At 76.4% G+C, this 18,591-nt stretch carries 20 protein-coding genes; 6 read left to right on the top strand and 14 right to left on the bottom strand.

The features are described 5' to 3' along the window. Nucleotides 1–94 precede the first annotated feature (94 nt). On the top strand, nt 95–1,372 hold the full coding sequence (locus AAHH18_RS05775) for an endo-1,4-beta-xylanase (RefSeq protein ID WP_283320381.1): 1,278 nt from the start codon (nt 95–97) through the stop codon (nt 1,370–1,372). Nucleotides 1,373–1,426: 54 nt separating this feature from the next. Here AAHH18_RS05775 and AAHH18_RS05770 read toward each other — a convergent pair whose 3' ends face one another. Beyond that, entirely contained in the window at nt 1,427–2,101 is a 675-nt protein-coding gene (locus AAHH18_RS05770) for an MBL fold metallo-hydrolase (RefSeq protein WP_283320382.1), read from the bottom strand. A gap of 113 nt (nt 2,102–2,214) precedes the next feature. Here AAHH18_RS05770 and AAHH18_RS05765 point away from each other — a divergent pair, with 113 nt between their 5' ends. Further along, nucleotides 2,215–2,979: a ParA family protein gene (locus AAHH18_RS05765; protein ID WP_283320383.1), complete on the top strand. Its 765-nt coding sequence runs from the start codon at nt 2,215–2,217 to the stop codon at nt 2,977–2,979. 825 nt (nt 2,980–3,804) lie between these two features. On the opposite strand, the gene AAHH18_RS05760 is transcribed toward AAHH18_RS05765, so the two are convergent. From AAHH18_RS05760 to AAHH18_RS05725, 8 genes are all read right to left on the bottom strand, one after another. After that, nucleotides 3,805–4,389 carry a MerR family transcriptional regulator gene (locus AAHH18_RS05760; protein ID WP_283320384.1) on the bottom strand — a complete coding sequence of 195 codons (585 nt, stop codon included), beginning with the start codon at nt 4,387–4,389 and terminating at the stop codon, nt 3,805–3,807. 141 nt (nt 4,390–4,530) lie between these two features. Continuing rightward, nucleotides 4,531–5,094 carry a bifunctional nuclease family protein gene (locus AAHH18_RS05755; RefSeq protein WP_283320385.1) on the bottom strand — a complete coding sequence of 188 codons (564 nt, stop codon included), beginning with the start codon at nt 5,092–5,094 and terminating at the stop codon, nt 4,531–4,533. 100 nt (nt 5,095–5,194) lie between these two features. Further along, nucleotides 5,195–6,001 (bottom strand): transcriptional regulator FtsR, encoded by an 807-nt coding sequence (ftsR, locus tag AAHH18_RS05750; RefSeq protein ID WP_283320386.1) that lies wholly within the window; start codon nt 5,999–6,001, stop codon nt 5,195–5,197. Beyond that, complete coding sequence (locus AAHH18_RS05745; protein ID WP_283320387.1) at nt 5,998–6,510, bottom strand: FHA domain-containing protein; 513 nt, start codon at nt 6,508–6,510, stop codon at nt 5,998–6,000. Before AAHH18_RS05745 ends, ftsR begins: the two co-directional genes overlap by 4 nt. 119 nt (nt 6,511–6,629) lie before the next feature. Next, nucleotides 6,630–7,397: a DUF881 domain-containing protein gene (locus AAHH18_RS05740; protein ID WP_283320388.1), complete on the bottom strand. Its 768-nt coding sequence runs from the start codon at nt 7,395–7,397 to the stop codon at nt 6,630–6,632. 3 nt (nt 7,398–7,400) lie between these two features. Further along, on the bottom strand, nt 7,401–7,733 hold the full coding sequence (locus AAHH18_RS05735; protein WP_222169362.1) for a small basic family protein: 333 nt from the start codon (nt 7,731–7,733) through the stop codon (nt 7,401–7,403). Then, nucleotides 7,730–8,707, bottom strand: coding sequence for a DUF881 domain-containing protein (locus AAHH18_RS05730; protein ID WP_343300900.1), 978 nt, complete (start codon nt 8,705–8,707; stop codon nt 7,730–7,732). The genes AAHH18_RS05735 and AAHH18_RS05730 overlap by 4 nt, the downstream gene beginning before the upstream one ends. Beyond that, a complete protein-coding gene (locus tag AAHH18_RS05725; protein ID WP_283320390.1) occupies nt 8,704–9,315 on the bottom strand; it encodes a CDP-alcohol phosphatidyltransferase family protein in 612 nt (203 codons plus the stop codon). The genes AAHH18_RS05730 and AAHH18_RS05725 overlap by 4 nt, the downstream gene beginning before the upstream one ends. Nucleotides 9,316–9,522: 207 nt before the next feature. Here AAHH18_RS05725 and AAHH18_RS05720 point away from each other — a divergent pair, with 207 nt between their 5' ends. Together AAHH18_RS05720 and AAHH18_RS05715 are read left to right on the top strand one after the other, a co-directional pair. Continuing rightward, nucleotides 9,523–9,948 (top strand): CoA-binding protein, encoded by a 426-nt coding sequence (locus AAHH18_RS05720; protein ID WP_283320391.1) that lies wholly within the window; start codon nt 9,523–9,525, stop codon nt 9,946–9,948. A 244-nt stretch (nt 9,949–10,192) separates the two neighbouring features. Next, nucleotides 10,193–12,043, top strand: coding sequence for a DEAD/DEAH box helicase (locus AAHH18_RS05715; RefSeq protein ID WP_343300899.1), 1,851 nt, complete (start codon nt 10,193–10,195; stop codon nt 12,041–12,043). Between the two features lie 61 nt (nt 12,044–12,104). On the opposite strand, the gene AAHH18_RS05710 is transcribed toward AAHH18_RS05715, so the two are convergent. From AAHH18_RS05710 to ku, 5 genes are all read right to left on the bottom strand, one after another. Then, nucleotides 12,105–13,163: a threonine aldolase family protein gene (locus tag AAHH18_RS05710; protein WP_343300898.1), complete on the bottom strand. Its 1,059-nt coding sequence runs from the start codon at nt 13,161–13,163 to the stop codon at nt 12,105–12,107. Nucleotides 13,164–13,523: 360 nt separating this feature from the next. Beyond that, nucleotides 13,524–13,919 carry a Fur family transcriptional regulator gene (locus AAHH18_RS05705; RefSeq protein WP_283320394.1) on the bottom strand — a complete coding sequence of 132 codons (396 nt, stop codon included), beginning with the start codon at nt 13,917–13,919 and terminating at the stop codon, nt 13,524–13,526. Nucleotides 13,920–14,071: 152 nt separating this feature from the next. Beyond that, complete coding sequence (locus AAHH18_RS05700; RefSeq protein WP_222169356.1) at nt 14,072–14,353, bottom strand: HU family DNA-binding protein; 282 nt, start codon at nt 14,351–14,353, stop codon at nt 14,072–14,074. A gap of 139 nt (nt 14,354–14,492) precedes the next feature. Further along, the gene (locus AAHH18_RS05695) at nt 14,493–15,536 is read right to left on the bottom strand and encodes a PHP domain-containing protein (RefSeq protein WP_343300897.1); all 1,044 of its coding nucleotides are present in this window, start codon (nt 15,534–15,536) and stop codon (nt 14,493–14,495) included. Between the two features lie 3 nt (nt 15,537–15,539). Then, nucleotides 15,540–16,649, bottom strand: a complete 1,110-nt coding sequence (gene ku, locus AAHH18_RS05690) for a non-homologous end joining protein Ku (RefSeq protein ID WP_343300896.1) — start codon at nt 16,647–16,649, stop codon at nt 15,540–15,542. A gap of 76 nt (nt 16,650–16,725) precedes the next feature. Here ku and AAHH18_RS05685 point away from each other — a divergent pair, with 76 nt between their 5' ends. Then, nucleotides 16,726–17,658, top strand: coding sequence for an ATP-dependent DNA ligase (locus AAHH18_RS05685; protein ID WP_343300971.1), 933 nt, complete (start codon nt 16,726–16,728; stop codon nt 17,656–17,658). Next, the gene (gene ligD, locus AAHH18_RS05680) at nt 17,655–18,545 is read left to right on the top strand and encodes a non-homologous end-joining DNA ligase (protein WP_343300895.1); all 891 of its coding nucleotides are present in this window, start codon (nt 17,655–17,657) and stop codon (nt 18,543–18,545) included. Before AAHH18_RS05685 ends, ligD begins: the two co-directional genes overlap by 4 nt. Nucleotides 18,546–18,591: the final 46 nt, after the last annotated feature.

Below are 18,591 nucleotides of genomic sequence, written 5' to 3'. Positions count from 1 at the left end.
CGCACGACGTCGGCCGCAGCTCCTCGTCCGCACGACCCCGGCCCGCACGACCCCCGCCCCGCACGACCCCGCCCCGCACGAAGGAGTGCACCGCATGACCGACGCAGCCGTCGCCCCCCGGTCCCCCGAGCTCGCCCACCGCGGCGCGCGCGCGGTCGTCACCGTGCGCGGCGCCGACGGGCTCCCGCTCGCGGACGCCACGGTCACCGTCGCGCAGACGCGGCACGCCTTCGGGTTCGGCTGCACCGCGTTCGAGGTGATCCCGCTCGCCGCCGGCGAGCAGCCCGGGCCCGAGGACCCGCCGGCCGACGTCCTGCCGGGACTCGTGGAGCTCTGGCTCGACGTGTTCAACACCGCGACCCTGCCGTTCTACTGGGCGCGGTTCGAGCCCGAGCGCGGCCGGCCCGACACGGAGCGCCTGCTCCGCGCGGCCCGGTGGCTGGCCGAGCGCGGCGTGGCCGTCAAGGGCCACCCGCTCGCCTGGCACACGCTGGCCCCCGCGTGGCTGCGCGACCTGCCGGAGGACGACGTCGCGACCGCCGTCCGGGAGCGGATCACGCGGGACGTCACGGCGTTCCGCGGCCTGGTCGACACGTGGGACGCGATCAACGAGGTCGTCATCATGCCGGTGTTCGACAAGGAGCCGAACGGGCTGACGCGCCTGGCAGCCCGGGACGGCCGGGTCGCGACGGCGCGGCTCGCCTTCGACACGGCGCGGGCGGCGAACCCCGGCGCGACGCTGCTGCTCAACGACTTCAACCTGTCCGCCGACTACGAGCGGCTCGTCGAGGACTGCCTCGCGGCCGGCATCCGCATCGACGCGCTCGGGCTGCAGACGCACATGCACCAGGGCTACCGCGGCGAGGAGTGGACCCTCGGCGTCCTCGACCGGTTCGCCCGCTTCGGTCTCCCGCTGCACCTCACCGAGACCACGCTGGTGTCCGGCGACCTCATGCCGCCGGAGATCGAGGACCTCAACGACTGGCAGGTGCCGTCGTGGCCGTCGACGCCGGAGGGCGAGGCCCGGCAGGCGGACGAGGTCGCGCGGCACTACCGCACGCTGTTCGGGCACCCGGCCGTGGAGGTCGTCACGTACTGGGGGCTCGGCGACGCGGGGGCGTGGCTCGGGGCGCCCGCCGGGCTCGTCCGGACCGACGGGACCCCGAAACCCGCGTACGACGCGCTGCACGGCCTGGTCAAGGGCGCGTGGTGGCTCGGGCCGACCCCGGTGCGCACCGACGCCGACGGGCGGTTCGTGCTCGACGGGTACCTCGGCGACTACCGGGTGACGGCGGACGGCCGCGGCGAGGCGTCCGTGACGCTGGCCGCCGGGGGTGCGGACGTCGACGCCCGGCTCACCGCGCCGGCGTGAGGCCGCGGGCGACGTCGGCGGCCCGGCAGCCCCGGCGGCCCGGGCGCGTGGGCGTCATCGCACCGGCGGCTCGTACACGAGCGGCTCGGCGGCGGTGACGCGGCGGTACTCCTGCGCGCCGCCCAGCCCGCCCACCAGCCGGTCCACCAGCGCCCGCCCGGCGTCCGCCAGGATCGCGTCGTGCACCGGGACGGCGAGCCGCGGTCGCACGGCACGGACGTAGTCCACCGCCTCCGCGACCTTCATCCAGGGGCCGGCCACCGGCACCAGCAGCAGGTCCACCTCCACGTCGTCGGGCGGCGGGGTGAACGAGTCCCCGGGGTGGAGCACCGCGCCGTCGACCACGTAGGCGACGTTCGCGATCCGCGGCACGTCGGGGTGGATCACGGCGTGCCACTCCCCCGTGACCCGGACGTCGAAGCCCGCGGCGGTGAACCGGTCGCCGTCGGCGGCGACGTGCAGGCGGTCGCGGGGCGCGCCCTCCTCGGCCAGGCGGTCGAGGACCGTGCCGGGCGCCCACACCTCCAGCCCGGGCCGCGCACGCACCGCCGCGACCAGCTCGGGCGGCGCGACGTGGTCCGGGTGGTCGTGCGTGACGAGCACGGCGTCGGCGTCCCCCAGCACGGACAGGTCGCTGAACGCGCCGGGGTCGAGGACCAGGCGCCGGTCGTCGCGCTCGAGGCGGACGCAGGCGTGGCCCCAGTGGGTCAGGGTGAGGGCTCCGGGCATGCAGCCAGCATCACCCCGCAGCGTCCCCGCGTCGAGCCGTGCGGGACCGCGGCGACCGGACGCCGGGGCCGGTCGATTCCGCGACGACGCTGGTCGGCGGCTACGGTGTGCCTGTGCTGGTGCTGGGTGTGTGCTCGCTCAAGGGCGGCGTGGGCAAGACGTCGGTAACGCTCGGCCTGGCGTCCGCGGCGCTGGAGCGCGGGCTGCGCACGCTGGTCGTCGACCTCGACCCCCAGGGCGACAGCACCCTGGCGCTGGCCACCGCTCCCGCGGGCGGGGACGTGGCGGATGTGCTCGACGCGCCCTCGGCCGAGGCGCTCGCCGCCGCCACCTCGCCGAGCGCGTGGGCGGAGGCGGGCCTGGACGTGCTGGTCGGTTCCGCGGCCTCCGCCCGTCACGACAGCCGTGACGGGGACGACCTGGACCGCCTCCGGTTCGCGCTCGCGTGGGTGCACGACTACGACCTCGTGCTGGTGGACTGCCCGCCGTCGCTCGGTGGCCTGACCCGCACGGGGCTGACCGCCTGCGACCGCGCGGTGGTCGTCACGGAGCCCGGGCTGTTCTCGGTGACCGCCGTGGGTCGGGCCATGCGGACCATCGACGACCTGCGGCGTGGCCCGGCGGCGCAGCTGCAGCCGCTCGGCGTCGTGGTGAACCGCGTCCGTGCCCGCTCCGTGGAGCAGGCGTTCCGGCTCGAGGAGCTCCGGGGTCTCTACGGGCCGCTGGTGCTCACGCCGTTCGTGCCCGAGCGCGCCGCCCTGCAGCAGGCCCAGGGAGCGGCGCAGCCCGTCCACGCCTGGCCCGGAGCAGGGGCACGCGAGCTGGCAAGCGCCTTCGACGACCTGCTGGACCGGGCCCTGCGCGCACCGCGCACCTGACCCACCGCGCCCCGAGACCACCGGCACCCGCACCCGCACCCTGGGTGCCATCGGCTCCGGGTGCCCCCTCGGCCTCCGCCCCCGACGGCATCCCCGTCGGAGGCTCCGAACGGCGTGGGAGGGGTCCGCGCGGGCTCGGAGGTGTCCGCGGAGACCTCCGATGACACGCAGCACCCTCCGAGCACGTTCGGAGCCTCCGACGGTGCGGACGCCGGCGTGCCCGACCGGTACCGACGCGACGGTCGTGGCGCCAGGCGCCGGGCGCATCGACGGCGGCGCCGGCGTGTGAGCGAGTGCCCCTCCCCGTCCTGCCTTTCGGAGGCTCCGAACGGCGTGGGAGGGGTCCGCGCGGGCTCGGAGGTGTCCGCGGAGACCTCCGATGACACGCAGCACCCTCCGAGCACGTTCGGAGCCTCCGACGATGCGGACGCGCCCAGGTGCGGACGCGCTCAGGTGCGGACGCGCTCGAGTGCGCATGCGCCCGGGTGCAGGTGCGGACGCGCTCGAGTGCGCATGCGCCCGGGTGCAGGTGCGGACGCGCTCGAGTGCGCATGCGCCCGGGTGCAGGTGCGGACGCGCTCGAGTGCGCATGCGCCCGGGTGCAGGTGCGGACGCGCTCGAGTGCGCATGCGCCCGGGTGCAGGTGCGGACGCGCCCAGGTGCGGACGCGCTCGAGTGCGCATGCGCCCGGGTGCAGGTGCGGACGCGCTGGTGCGGGCGGGTGCGGGCAGGCGGGGACGCGGCGGCGCTGCCCGCCGGGCGCCGGATGGGCGCGCGGCGGCGGATGCGAAGGGGTGCCCGCGCGAAGGGCGGGGGCGGGTGCGGTCAGCCGGCGGTGCGGGCGGCGCGGCGGGCGGCGAGCTCGTCGTGGGCGTGCGCCACGGGGTGGTCGTCCTCCGCCCGCTCGGTCGGCATCTCGGCGAGCGTGCCCTCGACCTCGCGCCAGACCCGGCCGACCGCGATCCCGAAGACGCCCTGCCCGCCCTGCACGAGGTCGATGACCTCGTCCGCGGAGGTGCACTCGTAGACGCTCGCGCCGTCGGACATGAGCGTGATCTGCGCGAGGTCCTCGACGCCGCGCTCGCGCAGGTGGCCGACCGCGGTGCGGATCTGCTGGAGGGACACCCCGGTGTCGAGCAGCCGCTTGACGACCTTGAGCACGAGGATGTCGCGGAACGAGTACAGGCGCTGCGTGCCCGACCCGGTCGCGGGACGCACGGACGGCTCGACGAGGCCGGTGCGGGCCCAGTAGTCGAGCTGGCGGTAGGTGATCCCCGCGGCCCGGCAGGCGGTGGGCCCGCGGTAGCCGGTGGTCACGTCGAGGTCCGGGAGGTCGTCCCCGAACAGCAGACCCTGTGCGCGCTGGGGGACCCCTCCGGCCGCCTCTGCGGTCTGCTCGGTGCCGGTCACGGGGTCCTCCGCTCGTCGCGCCCGCAGCCGCCGGTGCGGCGCCACGGATCTGTGCTGTCCTGGTGCAACGCTAGGGCCGGGTCAGGGGGCGGTCAACGACCGCGCCACCCGCGGTTCCCGGCGTGTCGCGCACGGTGTGTCTCACCCTCCACCTGAGGTTGAACCCCGGCCCTGGTCCCCCTGCTCTCCGGGCTCTCCGCGCTCGAAGTCCTCGGCCGAGACCTGGTCCAGGAACTCGCGGAACTGGGCGACCTGCTCCTCGGGGCTGCCCGCCTCCTGGTCCTCGTCGTCGGCCGGTGCCGCCTCGACGCCGACCTCCGCGAGCACGTCGGTGGCGCACAGCACCGGGCAGCCGACCCGTACGGCCAGCGCGATCGCGTCCGAGGCCCGGGCGTCGACCCGCGTGGACCCGTCCCCCAGCACGAGCGCCGCGTGGAACACGCCGCCGACGAGCTCCGTGATCTCCACCTGGCGGACCCGCACCCCGAGCGTGGCCAGCACGTCGCGCAGCAGGTCGTGCGTCATCGGCCGCGGCGGCACGACACCGGCCTGGGCGGTCGCGATCGCCCCGGCCTCCGCCGGCCCGATGGCGATGGGGACGATCAGCTCGCCCACCGGCTCCAGGAGCAGCACGACGAGCTCGTCGTCGCCGGGGTGCCGGCGCACGCCGAGGACCTCCAGCTCGACCAGGTCGTCCTCGTGCATGCACCCCACGCTACGACCGTCCGACCCTCGGCGCACCGGTCGAACCCCGGTCGCGCCCGGTCGGGCACCGGCCGAGCCCTGACGGCGCGGGCGCACGCGGTCAGGGCGTGAGGTCCGCGACCCCCGCGCGCACCAGCGCGGTGTGCAGCCGCGTGCACAGCTCGCCGACCTCCGCCGCGACGGTGCTCGCCCGGCCGCGCGCCGACGGCGACGACTGCCCCCGCCACGGCGCCACCACGGCCTCGACCATGTCGACCTGCCGGTCGGCGGCGCTGCGGAACGCCCGCAGGTGCCGCGCCTCGATCCCGTGCTCCGCCAGCGCCGCCGCCGCGACCACGACGTCCTTGGCCCAGGCGTCGAGGTGGCCCGACGGCGACGGGCGCAGCACGCCCGCCTGCACCAGGTCGGTGACGAGGCTCTCGTCCACCGCCGCGTCCCGGGCCAGGGCCGCCGTGGTGTACCGGGCGTCGACGGCGCCGGTGCGCGGGACGCCGTCCTCGGTGACGATCAGCGACGGCGCCAGCGGCTCGGTCTCCGTGCCGGCGTCGAGCGCGGCGAGGCGCTCCCCGATCACCTTGAGCGGCACGTACCGGTCGCGCTGCTCGCGCAGCACGAAGCGCAGCCGCTCCAGGTCGGCGGGGCTGTACTGCCGGTAGCCCGAGGGCGTCCGCACCGGCTCGACGAGACCCTGCTCCTCGAGGAAGCGCAGCTTGGAGTTGGTGACGGCCGGGAACTCGATCCGCAGCGCGGCCAGCACGTCGGAGATCCGCATCGTCGCGTGCCGGGACAGCCCGCGCGGCCACGGACCGGTCGACTCGCGAAGACCGTCGGCGGGCTGCTCGTGCGCCCCCGTGCCGGGCTGCTGCTGGTCGGGCTCCGGGCGCCGGGCGGGACGCGCCGGGCTCACTGCGCGGGACCGGCCGGCTGCGCTCCGGGGCGCGCCGCGGGGCTCGGGTGGAACGTCATGCGGAACTTGCCGATCTGCACCTCGTCGCCGGCGCGCAGCACCGCCGAGTCGATCCGCTCGCGGTTCACGTACGTGCCGTTGAGCGAACCGACGTCGCGGACCACGAAGTCGTCGAGCTCCCGGACGAACTCGGCGTGCTTGCGCGACACCGTGACGTCGTCCAGGAAGATGTCGGCGCTCGGGCTACGGCCCGCCAGCGTGCGATCGGCGTCGAGCAGGAACCGCGCGCCGCTGCTCGGTCCCCGCTGCATCACCAGGAGCGCGGACGTCGGGGGCAGCGCCTGCACGGCCGCCGCCTGCTCGGCGGTCAGCCCGACGGGGCCGCCGGCCTCGTGGTCCAGCGCCCCGAGGGAGCCGAAGCTGATCGTGGTGTCAGGGGCCGCGGGCGCCGTCGCCCCGTCGGGCGCCGCCGGGGGCGTGACGCCCCGCGCCTGCTGCTCGTCGCTCATGCCAGTCTCCAGACCTGCTGCTGCACCGGCCCCGACCTGCACCGGGGTCCCCGACAGCCTAGATGCCGCAGGGCCGCCCGGCACAGCCCGCGGTCGGGTGGCGTGCGTCCCTGCGGGTGTCACCCCTGCTCGGGCGACCGCGGCGTGGCGTGCTGGGGCTCCGGCACGGTGCGGGTGGCGGTGACCTGGACGAGGTCCTGCGTCTGCACCGACGCCTGGCCGCCGTCGATCTGGACCTTCGCCAGCGCACCGCCGGGGATCGCCAGGGCCGTCGCGATCGTGTCCGGGTCCCCGATGGCGACCCAGCGGTACGGCGGCGAGAGCAGCGTCCCGTCCACCTCGATCCCGGCGTCCGTGCCCAGCACGTACGACGACGCGGTCAGGCGCTGGTCGTTGAGCTGCACGGCCTCGGCCCCGGCGTTCCGCAGCTCCTCCAGCAGGTTCAGCAGCGTCAGGGCGGACACCTGGGCCTCGGGGTCCCGGACGGTCACCGTCACGCCTGGGCCCTCCGCCGGCAGCCGGCCGGACAGGATGCCCTGCGCGGCGGCGCTGCGGGTCGCGGCGTCGAGCGCCGCCTCACGGCTCGTCGAGCCGGACCGGAGCTCTTGCTGCGTCCGCTCGAGCTCGGACACCTGGTCCTGCAGCTCGTCCGCCTGCCGCGTCGTCTGGTCGAGCAGCGACACCAGCTCGGTCTCGCGCATGGTGGACAGGCTGGCGGTGTTCGTCTGGCGGACCTGCACCGCGATCGCGAAGCCCAGCATGACGCAGAGCACACCGGTCAGCGCCTGGGCCGGTGTCGCGCGCGGGCGCAGGGCGCGGGCCAGCGCGCGCCAGCCGACGACCGGCGTGGCGGGGCGGGCGGCCGGCGTGGCGTCGGGCGTCGACACCGCTCAGGCCTTGAACAGGTGGCGGCGGATCGCCGCGACGTTGGAGAAGATCCGGATGCCGAGGACGACGACCACGGCGGTCGAGAGCTGCGAGCCCACGCCCAGCTGGTCGCCGAGGAAGACGATCAGCGCCGCCACCACGACGTTCGACAGGAACGACACCAGGAACACCCGGTCGTCGAACAGCCCGTCGAGCACCGCACGCAGGCCGCCGAACAGCGCGTCGAGCGCCGCGACCACGGCGATCGGCAGGTACGGCTGCAGGGCCGCGGGCACGGTGGGCTCGAGCACGAGGCCCGCCACCACGCCGATGAGCAGTCCGATGACCGCGATCACAGGTCCCCCTCGCTGTCGTGCGCGTCGTCCGGTGCCAGTGTGCCCGACCCGAGCGCCACCCCGGAGGGTCCCGGGTCCTGGGTGCCGGGCACGATCTCCACGCCCTCGGGCAGCCGCGCGGAGCGCAGCGTCGTCGTCGCGGCGGACGGCAGGTCGAGCTCGCGCTGCGACGACACCTGCGTGCGGATGCCGTAGGTCGACTGCAGCACGGCGAGCAGCTGGCCGCCCGACGTCCGCGCCAGCCGTGTCTGCAGGTCCTGCGGGTCGCCGATCGCCTCGATCGTGTACGGGCCGACCAGCGGCACGACGTCGACCAGGATCGCGTCACCGGCGGTGCGGATGGCCGTCGTCGTGGCGAGGCGCTGGCCGTTGACCGCGATCGCCTCGGCGCCCGACGCCCACAGGCCGTTCACCACGATCTGCAGGTCGGAGTCCCGCACCCGGGAGTCCGGGTCCTCGTCGCCGGCCACCTGCGCGGCGTCCTCGAGCGTGATGCGCAGCCCCTCGCCGCGGACCGCGGCCGCTCCGGAGACCACGGAGTCCGCGGCGAGCCGGTCGAGCAGCGGGGACTCGGCCGCCGACAGCGCCTGCTCCTGGAGCGTCGCGACCTCCGCGGAGAGCTCGGCGCTGCGCTCCCGCAGCCGCTCGACCTCGGCGCTGCGCTCGTCGATCTGGCCGGCGAGCACCTCGCGCGCGGCGAGGGCGGACGGCTGCGGGGCCCGCAGCGCGAGCACCGACCAGGTGGTCGCGACGCCCAGCAGCACCGCGATCGCCACCACCGCCACCGTGCCCGGGCCCCACCGGCGGCGCGGGTGGCCGGCCAGCGCGCGGCGCTCGGCGGCCTCGCGGTACTCGGGGTCGAGCGGGTTGCGCGTGACCTCCGTCAGCAGCGACATCGAGGCGTCCGGGCGCCGGGGCCACGGCGTCGCGGCCCCCGACAGCGGGGCGCCCCCGTCGCCGCCCGTGGACGTCACACGGCCACCGTGCGGGGCTCCCCCGCGTCCGCACCGCCCCGGCGCCCGACGAGCAGCCACGCCTGCCGGACGTACAGCATCCCGGCGAACCAGTAGAGCGCGATGCCCCACCACGCGCAGGCCCAGCCGAGCACGGACGCGAGGTCGCCCACGATGCCGCCCCAGTGCGCGAGCAGCAGCAGCGGGAAGGCGTACAGGAGCGCGAACGTGCCGGCCTTGCCGGCCAGGTGCACCTGCAGCGGGCCGTAGCCGTGCCGCGCGAGCACGACGAGCATCACGAGGAGCATGGCCTCGCGCGCGAGCAGGACGACGACGAGCCACCACGGCACGACGCCGCGGGCCGCGAGGCCGAGCAGCGTGACGAGGATGAAGAGACGGTCGGCGGCCGGGTCGAGCACCTGCCCGAGCCGCGACACCTGACCGAGCCGGCGCGCGAGCACGCCGTCGAGCCAGTCGCTGGCGCCCGACACGGCCAGGACGACCAGCGCCCAGCCGTCGTGCCCGGCGGCGATGAGGACCGCGAACACCGGCACCATCAGCAGCCGGACCAGGCTGATCAGGTTCGGCACGGTGAGCACGCGGTCGCTCACCACGTCGCGCTCGGCCACGCCCGCTCCTGCCTGTCGCTGCTGATCAACGCCCCATCCTACGCACCGGCCCGGACCGCCCGGGGCCACCGCGCCACGCCGGCGGCAGGCGCGGAGCAGGCGGGCGCCCGACACGCCGCCGCGCCGCAGGCCGTCGCGTCGCCGCGCCGCCCCGGCCCGGACGACCGTCCCGCGCGCCGCCCCGCACCGTGTGGTTCCCTGACGGGCATGGCCCACGTCCACGACCCCGCGGTGGTGCGCCGCCTGCTGACGACGCCCGGCACCTGGGCCGTGGTCGGGCTCTCCGGCAACCGGGCACGCGCCGCGTACGGCGTCGCCGCCTACCTGCAGGACCTCGGGCACCGGATCGTGCCCGTCCACCCCCGCGCCGAGACGGTGCACGGGGCGCCGGGTGCCCGGACCGTCGCCGAGGCGGTCGCCGCCGCGGGGCCGGTCGACGTCGTGGACGTGTTCGTGAACTCCTCGCTCGCGGGCGAGGTGGTGGACCAGGCCGTCGCCGCCGGTGCCCGCGCCGTGTGGCTGCAGCTCGGGGTGGTCGACGAGGCCGCGGCGGCCCGGGCGGCCGCGGCCGGGCTGGACGTCGTCATGGACGCGTGCCCGGCCATCGAGGGGCGCCGGCTCGGGCTCGGCTGACCCGCGCGGGCGGCCGCTGTGCCCGAGGTCACCACGCCCGCTCCCCGGCCCCGGCGCCCCGCGGCGGTACCATGGGAGGACTCGGAGTTCGTCGCAGGTTCCCGTGATGTGCGTGCCGAGGTCCCGCCCGACCGTTCCCGGTCCCCGCGCGGCCTCGTGATGTGTGGGTGTGGGAGTGCGACCGCGACCGGCCGTCCGGGCCGGACCAGCAGCTCCCCCAGCGACACGAAACGGTGCTGACCCGATGACGTCCGTGCTCGACCCTGCCCTGCCCTCCTCCGCCGACGCGACCCCCGCGGACGGCCCCTCGGTCACCTTCGCCGACCTCGAGCTGCCCGCCGCCCTGCGCGCGGCCGTGGACGAGCTCGGCTTCACGACCCCGACCGCCATCCAGGCCGAGGCGATCCCCGCGCTGCTCGCGGGGCGCGACATCACCGGCGTCGCCCAGACCGGCACCGGCAAGACCGCCGCGTTCGGCCTGCCGCTGCTCGCGGCCGTCGACCCGGAGCGCCGCGAGGTGCAGGCGATCGTCCTGGCCCCGACCCGCGAGCTCGCCATGCAGGTGGCGGAGGCGCTCGAGTCGTTCGCGGCCCGCATCCCCGGGCTCGAGGTCGTCCCGGTGTACGGCGGCGCGCCCTACCTGCCGCAGCAGCGCGCGCTGCGCGGCGGCGCGCAGGTGGTCGTCGGGACGCCCGGGCGCGTCATCGACCACCTGGACCGCGGCTCCCTGACGCTCGACGCGGTGCGGTTCCTCGTGCTGGACGAGGCCGACGAGATGCTGCGCATGGGCTTCGCGGAGGACGTGGACCGCATCGCGTCCGCCACGCCCGCCCAGAAGCAGGTGGCGCTGTTCTCGGCGACCATGCCGCAGGCCATCCGCCGCGTCGCCGCGCAGCACCTGACCGACCCGGTCGAGATCAGCGTGGCCCGGCAGTCGTCCACCGTCTCGAGCGTCCACCAGACGTACGCGGTGGTGCCGTTCCGTCACAAGGCCGGCGCGCTCGCCCGCGTGCTCGCCGTCTCGTCCGCCGAGGCGGCCATCGTGTTCGTGCGGACGCGCAGCGCCGCCGAGGACGTGGCGGTGTCGCTGGTGGAGCGCGGCGTGGCCGCCGCCTACATCTCCGGTGACGTCGCGCAGTCCGACCGCGAGAAGATCGTCGAGCGCGTGCGCAGCGGAGCCATCACGGTGCTGGTCGCCACCGACGTGGCCGCGCGCGGCCTCGACATCGACCGCATCGGCCTGGTCGTGAACTTCGACGTGCCCGGCGAGCCCGAGGCGTACGTGCACCGCATCGGGCGCACCGGCCGCGCGGGTCGCACGGGCGAGGCGCTGACGTTCGTGACGCCGAACGAGCAGGGCCGCCTGCGGGCGATCGAGCGCACCACCCGGCAGCGCCTCGCGCAGATCGAGATCCCCTCCCCCGCCGACGTCTCCGCGCACCGCGTCACCGCGCTGCTGGGCCGCGTGCCCGCGCGCGCCGAGGCCGGCCGGCTGGACCTGTACCGCACGGCCGTCGCGGACTTCCTCGCGGCGAACCCGGGTGTCGACACCGCCGAGCTCGTGGCCGTCCTCGCGGCGCTGGCCGTCGGCGACGAGGGCCCCGCGCCCCGGCCTGCGGACGGCGACGACCTCGACGACGCGCTGTCGCGGGCGCGCCTGGCCCCCGAGCGCGGCGAGCGGGGTCCGCGCCCCGACCGCGGTGCCGGGCCCGACGGCGACCGCCGCCGCAACCCGGCGCGGCCGACCGGCGCGCTGCGCTACCGGCTGGCCGTCGGGCAGCAGCACGGCGCGCAGCCCGGCGCCATCGTCGGCGCACTGACCAACGAGGGCGGCCTGCAGGGCAAGGACCTCGGGAAGATCGACATCTTCTCGACGTTCTCCCTGGTGGAGATCCCCGCGGGTCTGACGCCCGAGGCGTTCGACCGCATCGGCCGGGCCCGCGTCGCCGGCCGCCCGCTGCGCATCCGCGTGGACGAGGGCCCGCGCGCGGCGCGCCCGGAGCGCGGGGCGTCCCGCGGACCGGTGCACCACGCCCGCGACCCGCGTGCCGGTGCCCGGGACGCGCGGCCGCGCCGCACCGCCACGCCGCGCTGAGCGGCCACCGCCCGACCGGGACGCCGGGTCGCACCGCACGGTGCGGCCCGGCGTCCGCGCGTCAGGCGGCGGACCGGCCGACGACCTCGCGCACGGCGTCGACGAACGCGTCGACGTCCTCCTCGCGGGTGTCGAACGCGCACATCCAGCGCACCACGCCCGTCGCGGCGTCCCAGTCGTAGAACCGCCGGACCTCGCGCAGGGCGTCGGCGCAGCCGGGCGGCAGGGCGGCGAACACCGCGTTCGCCTGCCGCGGCTGCACGACCCGCACACCGGGGACGTCGGCGACCCCGGCGGCGAGCCGGGCGGCCATCGCGTTCGCGTGCCGCGCCGAGCGCAGCCACAGGTCCCCCTCGAACAGGGCGATCAGCTGCGCCGACACGAAGCGCATCTTCGACGCGAGCTGCATGTCGACCTTGCGCTGGAACCCGATGCCCGGCGTGGCGTCCGGGGTGAGCACGACGACCGCCTCGCCGAACAGCGCGCCGTTCTTGGTCCCGCCGAGCGAGACGACGTCGACGCCCACGTCCGTGGTGAGGGCCCGCAGCGGGACGTCGAGAGCGGCGGCGGCGTTCACGAGCCGCGAGCCGTCGAGGTGGACCCGCATCCCCAGGGAGTGGGCGTGGTCGGCGAGCTCGCTGATCTCGTCGGGCGTGTAGACGGTGCCGAGCTCGGTGGCCTGGGTGATCGACACGACGCCCGGCTGGGCGCGGTGCTCGTCGCCCCAGCCGTGCGCCCGCGTGGCCACGAGCTCGGGCGTGAGCTTGCCGTCCGGCGTCGGCACCGTGAGGAGCTTGAGCCCGCCGACGCGCTCCGGGGCCGCGTTCTCGTCCGTGTTGATGTGCGCCGTCTCCGCGCAGATCACCGCGCCCCAGCGCGGCAGCATCGTCTGGAGGGCGAGGACGTTCGCGCCGGTCCCGTTGAACACCGGGTAGGCGGCGGCGTCCGGCCCGAAGTGCCCGCGCAGCACGTCCTGCAGGTGCGCGGTGTACGGGTCCGCGCCGTAGCCGGGCACGTGGCCCTCGTTGGCGACGGCCAGCGCCGCCAGGATCTCGGGGTGCACCCCGGCGTAGTTGTCGGAGCCCAGCTCGCGTCGGTCGGCGTCGTGCAGTCTGTCCACGCGCCCATCCTGCCGCAGCCCGGAACCGGGCCCGCCCGCGGCACGCACCGCCGAGACGCCACGACACGCCGACGCACGGACGCGGAACCCGCGCGTGTCCTGGAGTCTCGAGTGAGCTCGAAGGAGGCAGCCGCGCGGAGGCGCGCGGGGGCAGGAAGCGCGGGGGGCAGGAGGCGCGGGGCCACGCGGCCCGAGGGTGCGCGCGTGGTCCGCGCGGCCCGTCCGCGGCGCGGATCGCCGAGATGCCAGGACACGCCGACGCGGAACCCGCGCGTGTCCTGTCATCTCGAGGGAGGCAGGCGGGCGGGTGTGCGCGCGCGTGTGTGCGCGGGGCGGGCGGGCGGGTGCCCGGGGTGCGGGTTACGCGGTGCGCGCGGCGCGGCAGTCCGCGCAGGTGCCGAGCAGCTCGATGGTGTGCTCGACGTCCGAGAAGTCGTGGGCGGCCCCGACCTGCTCGGCCCAGGCCTCGGCGCCCGGGCCGTCGATCTCGACGGCCTTGCCGCACCAGCGGCACACGAGGTGGTGGTGGTGGCTGCGGCGGACGCAGCGCCGGTAGACGGCCTCGCCCTCCGGGGAGCGCAGCACGTCGACCTCGCCGGCGTCGGCGAGCGTCTGGACCGCGCGGTAGACGGTGGCCAGCCCGGTGGTGGACCCGCGGCCCTTGAGCAGGTCGTGGAGCTGCTGGGCGCTGCGGAACTCGTCCAGGTCGTCCAGGAGCGTCAGGATCTCGGCGCGCTGCCTGGTGTTGCGCTGCATGACCGCCATCGTGGCTGCTCTCCCTCCGGCACCGCCCCGAACGGGCGACTGACCATGATACTCAACATCGCGCGACCCGGTGGCAGTCCCGGGGACGCCGCGAGCCGGGACCCCCCGTGGGGACCCCGGCTCGCGGTGCGGGTGCGGGTCGCTCAGCTGGCGACGGCGCGCTTGAGGGCGCTGCCGGCGGTGAGCTTGACGCGGTAGCCGGCGGGGATCTCGAGCTTCTCGCCCGTCTGCGGGTTGATGCCCGTGCGGGCGGCGCGGTCGGCGCGGGACACCGCGAGCAGACCCGGGATGGTCACGCTCTCGCCGGCGCTGAGCTGCTCGACCAGGACCTCCTGGAAGGCCTTGAGGGCCGCGTCGGCAGCGGTGTTGGTGAGCCCGGCCTTGGCAGCGATGGCCTGGACGAGCTCGGTGCGGTTCACGCTCACGGATGTGCTCCTATGTGTTCGAACGGGGTGCGCGGGCCGCTCGGCGCCTGCGTGGGGCGTCAGCATCCGGCGGACCGACGCGGACGACCATAACGGCAGGCAGGGCGCTTCCCCCAACGCCACGCGGTCGGAGTGTCGCTCAGGGAGCGACGTCGCGGCCCCGCAGGTGCCCCAGGAGGCGGTCCAGCGGCCACGCGTCGAGGACCCGCTCGGGCCCGATGCCGTGGGCCGCCGCCCGGGCGCACCCCGCCGCCTGCCACGCGAGCTGACCGGGTGCGTGGGCGTCGGTGTCGACCGTGAACAGGCAGCCGGCGTCCACCGCGACCTCGAGCAGCGCGTGCGGCGGGTCGAGGCGGTCGGGGCGGCAGTTCACCTCCACGGCGACCCCGTGCTCCGCGCAGTCGGCGAACACGGCCGCGGCGTCGAACTCGCTCGGGGGCCGCTGCCGCCGGCCGGTGAGCTGCCGTCCCGTGCAGTGACCGAGCACGTCCACCCGCGGGTTCGCGACGGCGGCACGCATCCGGCGCGTCATCGCCTCGCCGTCCATGCGGAGCTTGGAGTGCACGGACGCCACCACGACGTCGAGCCGGTCGAGCAGCTCCGGCTCCTGGTCGAGCGAGCCGTCGTCGAGCACGTCGACCTCGATGCCGCTGAGCACCCGGAACGGGGCGATCGCGCGGTTGAGCGCCTCCAGCTGGTCGAGCTGCGCCCGCAGCCGGGCGGCGGACAGCCCGTTCGCCACCGTCAGCCGCGGCGAGTGGTCCGTGACCGCGAGGTACTCGTGCCCGAGGTCCAGGGCCGCGAGCACCATCTCCTGCACGGACGTCGAGCCGTCGCTGGCCTCGGTGTGCGCGTGCAGGTCCCCGCGGAGCGCCGCCAGCAGCGCCGCGCCCTCGCCCGGGTCCGCCTCCGGGTACCGCTCCTCGAGGTCGGCCAGGTACGGCACCGGGCCGCCCGCCGCGGCAGCCTGCGCGACCTCGGCGGTGCGGGCGCCGACACCGGGCAGGTCGGTGAGGGTGCCGGACGCGAGCCGCGCCCGGACCTCGTCCTCACCCGCCCGCTCGAGCGACCGCACAGCCGCGCGGAACGCGTCCGCGCGGTACGACGTCGCACCGCCCCGCTCCAGCAGGTAGGCCGCCCGGCGCAGCGCGGCGGCGACGGTCTCCAGCGTGCCGTCGGCCACGGGTCAGGACGCCCGCTTGCGGCGCGTGCGGGTGGGCTTCTCCTCGGCCGGGGCCTCCTCCTGCGCGCGGGAGCGCGACCTGCCGCGCCCGCTCGGCGCCGCCTCGCCGTCCTGGGTCGCGGGCTTCTTCGCGGCCGGCTTCTTCGCCGCGGAGGCCGTCCTCCCGGAGGAGCGGCCCGACGACGAGGCCTTGCCGCCGGACGCGGCGGGCTTGCGGGACCGCGACCGGCCCGTGGTGCCGGTCGCCTCCTCGGCGTCCGTGCCGGTGTCCGCCTCCTCGGCGTCCGTGCCGGCGTCCGCCGCCGCCCCCGCGCCCTCGCCGCGTCCCGCGCGCGCCTTCTCGACGCTGCGCTGCAGCGCGGCCAGCAGGTCGACGACCTCGCCGCTGCCGCCCTCCTCCGCGGGCTCCTCCGGCTGCGGCACGGACTGCGTGCGGCCGGCGGACACCTTCTGCTCGATGACCTCCTCGAGCGCCGCCCGGTACCGGTCCTCGAACCCCGACGGGTCGAAGTCCCCCGCCAGCGACTCGACGAGCGAGGACGCCATGGCCAGCTCCTGCGGCCGCACCGTCACGTCCTGGTCGAGGATCGGGAAGTCCGCCTCGCGCACCTCGTCGGGCCACAGCAGCGTCTGGAGGCAGATGACGTCGTCGCGCACCCGCAGCACCGCCATCGACTCCCGCTGCCGCAGCGCGACCTTGACGACGGCCATCCGGTCCGTGCTGGTGAGCGCCTCGCGCAGCAGCGCGTACGGCTTGGCGGCCGTGCGGTCGGGCTCCAGGTAGTAGGTCTTGGCGAGCAGGATCGGGTCGACCTGCTCGGACGGCACGAACTCGAGCACCTCGATCTCGCGCTCGGTGGCGAGCGGCAGCCGGTCCAGGTCCTCGTCGGTGAGGACCACGAGCTGCCCGTCGTCGGTCTCGTACCCCTTCGCGATCTCGGAGTACTCGACCTGCTCGTCCTCGATGGAGCAGAACTTCTTGTACCGGATGCGGCCGCCGTCCTTCTTGTGGACCTGGTGCAGCGGCACCTCGTGCTCGCCCGTCGCGGCGTAGAGCTTCACGGGCACGTTGACCAGCCCGAACGCGACGGCGCCCTTCCAGATCGCGCGCACGGTCGCCTCCCTCCCCGGCGCGGCGCCTCCCCGCGACGGAACGTCGTGTCCTGGGCAGGATGGACCCGTGCAGCCCATGCTCGCCACCCCGACGGCGGTTCCCGGCCTGCTCCCGGACGGTCCCGGGTGGCGGTTCGAGGTGAAGTGGGACGGCGTGCGCGTCCTCGCCGACACCACCGGGGACCGCCTGCGGCTGCTCGGCCGCAACGGCCGCGACGCCACCGACGCGTACCCGGAGCTCGGGGTGCTGGCCGGGGCGCTGCCCCCGGGCACGGTGCTCGACGGGGAGGTCGTGGCCCTGCGCGACGGGGTGCCGTCGTTCCCGGCGCTGGCCGAGCGGATGCACGTGCGCGACCGCGAGCGGGCCGCCGCGCTCGCCCGCCGCGTGCCGGTGTCGTACCTGGTGTTCGACGTCCCGGTGCTGGCCGGCACGGACCTGACGGCCCGACCCTTCACCGAGCGCCGCGCCGCGCTGGAGTCGCTCGACCTGCCCGAGCCAGCGCGCCTGTCCCCCGTCTACGAGGACGGCTCCCTGCTCTGGCAGGCGACCTCGGCGCAGGGGCTCGAGGGCGTGGTCGCCAAGCGGGCGACCTCCCGCTACCAGCCGGGGCGGCGCTCGGGCGACTGGCTGAAGGCCGTGCACCACCGCACCCGCGCCGCGCTGGTCGGCGGGTGGCGACCGGAGAGCACCGGCAGCGGCCGCCTGGGGGCCCTGCTGCTCGGGGCGCCCGACGCGGACGGCGGGCTGCGGTTCCTCTGCCGGGCCGGCAGCGGCCTCACCGGCGGGCTGGCACGCGACCTGACGGCCGCGACGGCCCCGCTCGAGCGGGACACCTCCCCCTTCGCCGAGCGGCTGGAGCCCGTCGACGCGCGCGGCAGCACCTGGGTCGAGCCGCGCGTCGTGGTCGACGTCCGCTACCTCACCCGCACACCGTCCGGCCGGCTGCGCCAGCCCGTCGTCCGCGGCCGGCGCACGGACGTCGACCCCGATCCCTGGGAGGCCCCGTGAGCCCCGCCGACCCGCCGCAGACCGTCCGCGTGGGCGACCACGACGTCCGCCTCACGCACCTCGACCGGGTGCTGTACCCGAGCACCGGGACGACCAAGGCCGAGGCCGTCGACTACGTGGTCCGCGCCGCGCCCGCCCTCCTGCGCCAGCTCGCGGACCGGCCGGTGACGCGCATCCGGTTCCCGGAGGGGGTGGGCGGGGAGCGGTTCTTCGAGAAGAACACGCCCCGCGGCGCGCCGGCGTGGCTGCGTCACCAGCGGCTGCGGGCGGCCCCCGGCGCGGACGACGAGGGGACGGAGCTCGACCTGCCGTTCCTCGACGACGTCGCCGGGCTGGTGTGGGTCACGAACGGCGGCGCGCTGGAGCTGCACACCCCGCAGTGGCGGGTCGGCCCGCGCGGCGGCGTGCGCCCGCCGGACCGCCTGGTCGTCGACCTGGACCCCGGCGCTCCCGCGGGCCTCGCCGAGTGCGCGCGCGTCGCGCACCTGGTGGCGGACCGGCTGCGCGAGGACGGCCTCGGCACGACGGTCCCGGTCACGTCCGGCAGCAAGGGGATGCAGCTCTACGCCCCGCTGCCCCGCCGGCGCAGCGCGATGGAGGTCCGGCAGTACGCCCGGGACCTGGCCCACGAGCTCGCCGCCGCGCACCCGGACCTGGTGGTCGCCGTCATGCGCAAGGAGGTCCGCGGCGGGCGCGTGCTGCTGGACTGGAGCCAGAACCACCCCGCGAAGACCACCATCACCCCGTACTCGCTGCGCGGCCGGGAGCGTCCGTCGGTCGCGGCGCCCCGGTGGTGGGACGAGATCGGGCCGGACCTCACCCAGCTGACGCCGGACGAGGTGCTGCGGCGGCTGGAGGCCGACGGGGACCCGTTCGGGACCGGCTGACCGGGGCCCGGCGGCGCGGCGGCGGGTGGTGCGGGCACCGCTCCCA

The organism is Cellulomonas olei (genome assembly GCF_039548315.1).
Classification (GTDB): Bacteria; Actinomycetota; Actinomycetes; order Actinomycetales; family Cellulomonadaceae; genus Cellulomonas.
The sequence above is the reverse complement of the archived record's forward strand: the minus strand, read 5'-3'. Positions and strand labels throughout refer to the sequence as shown.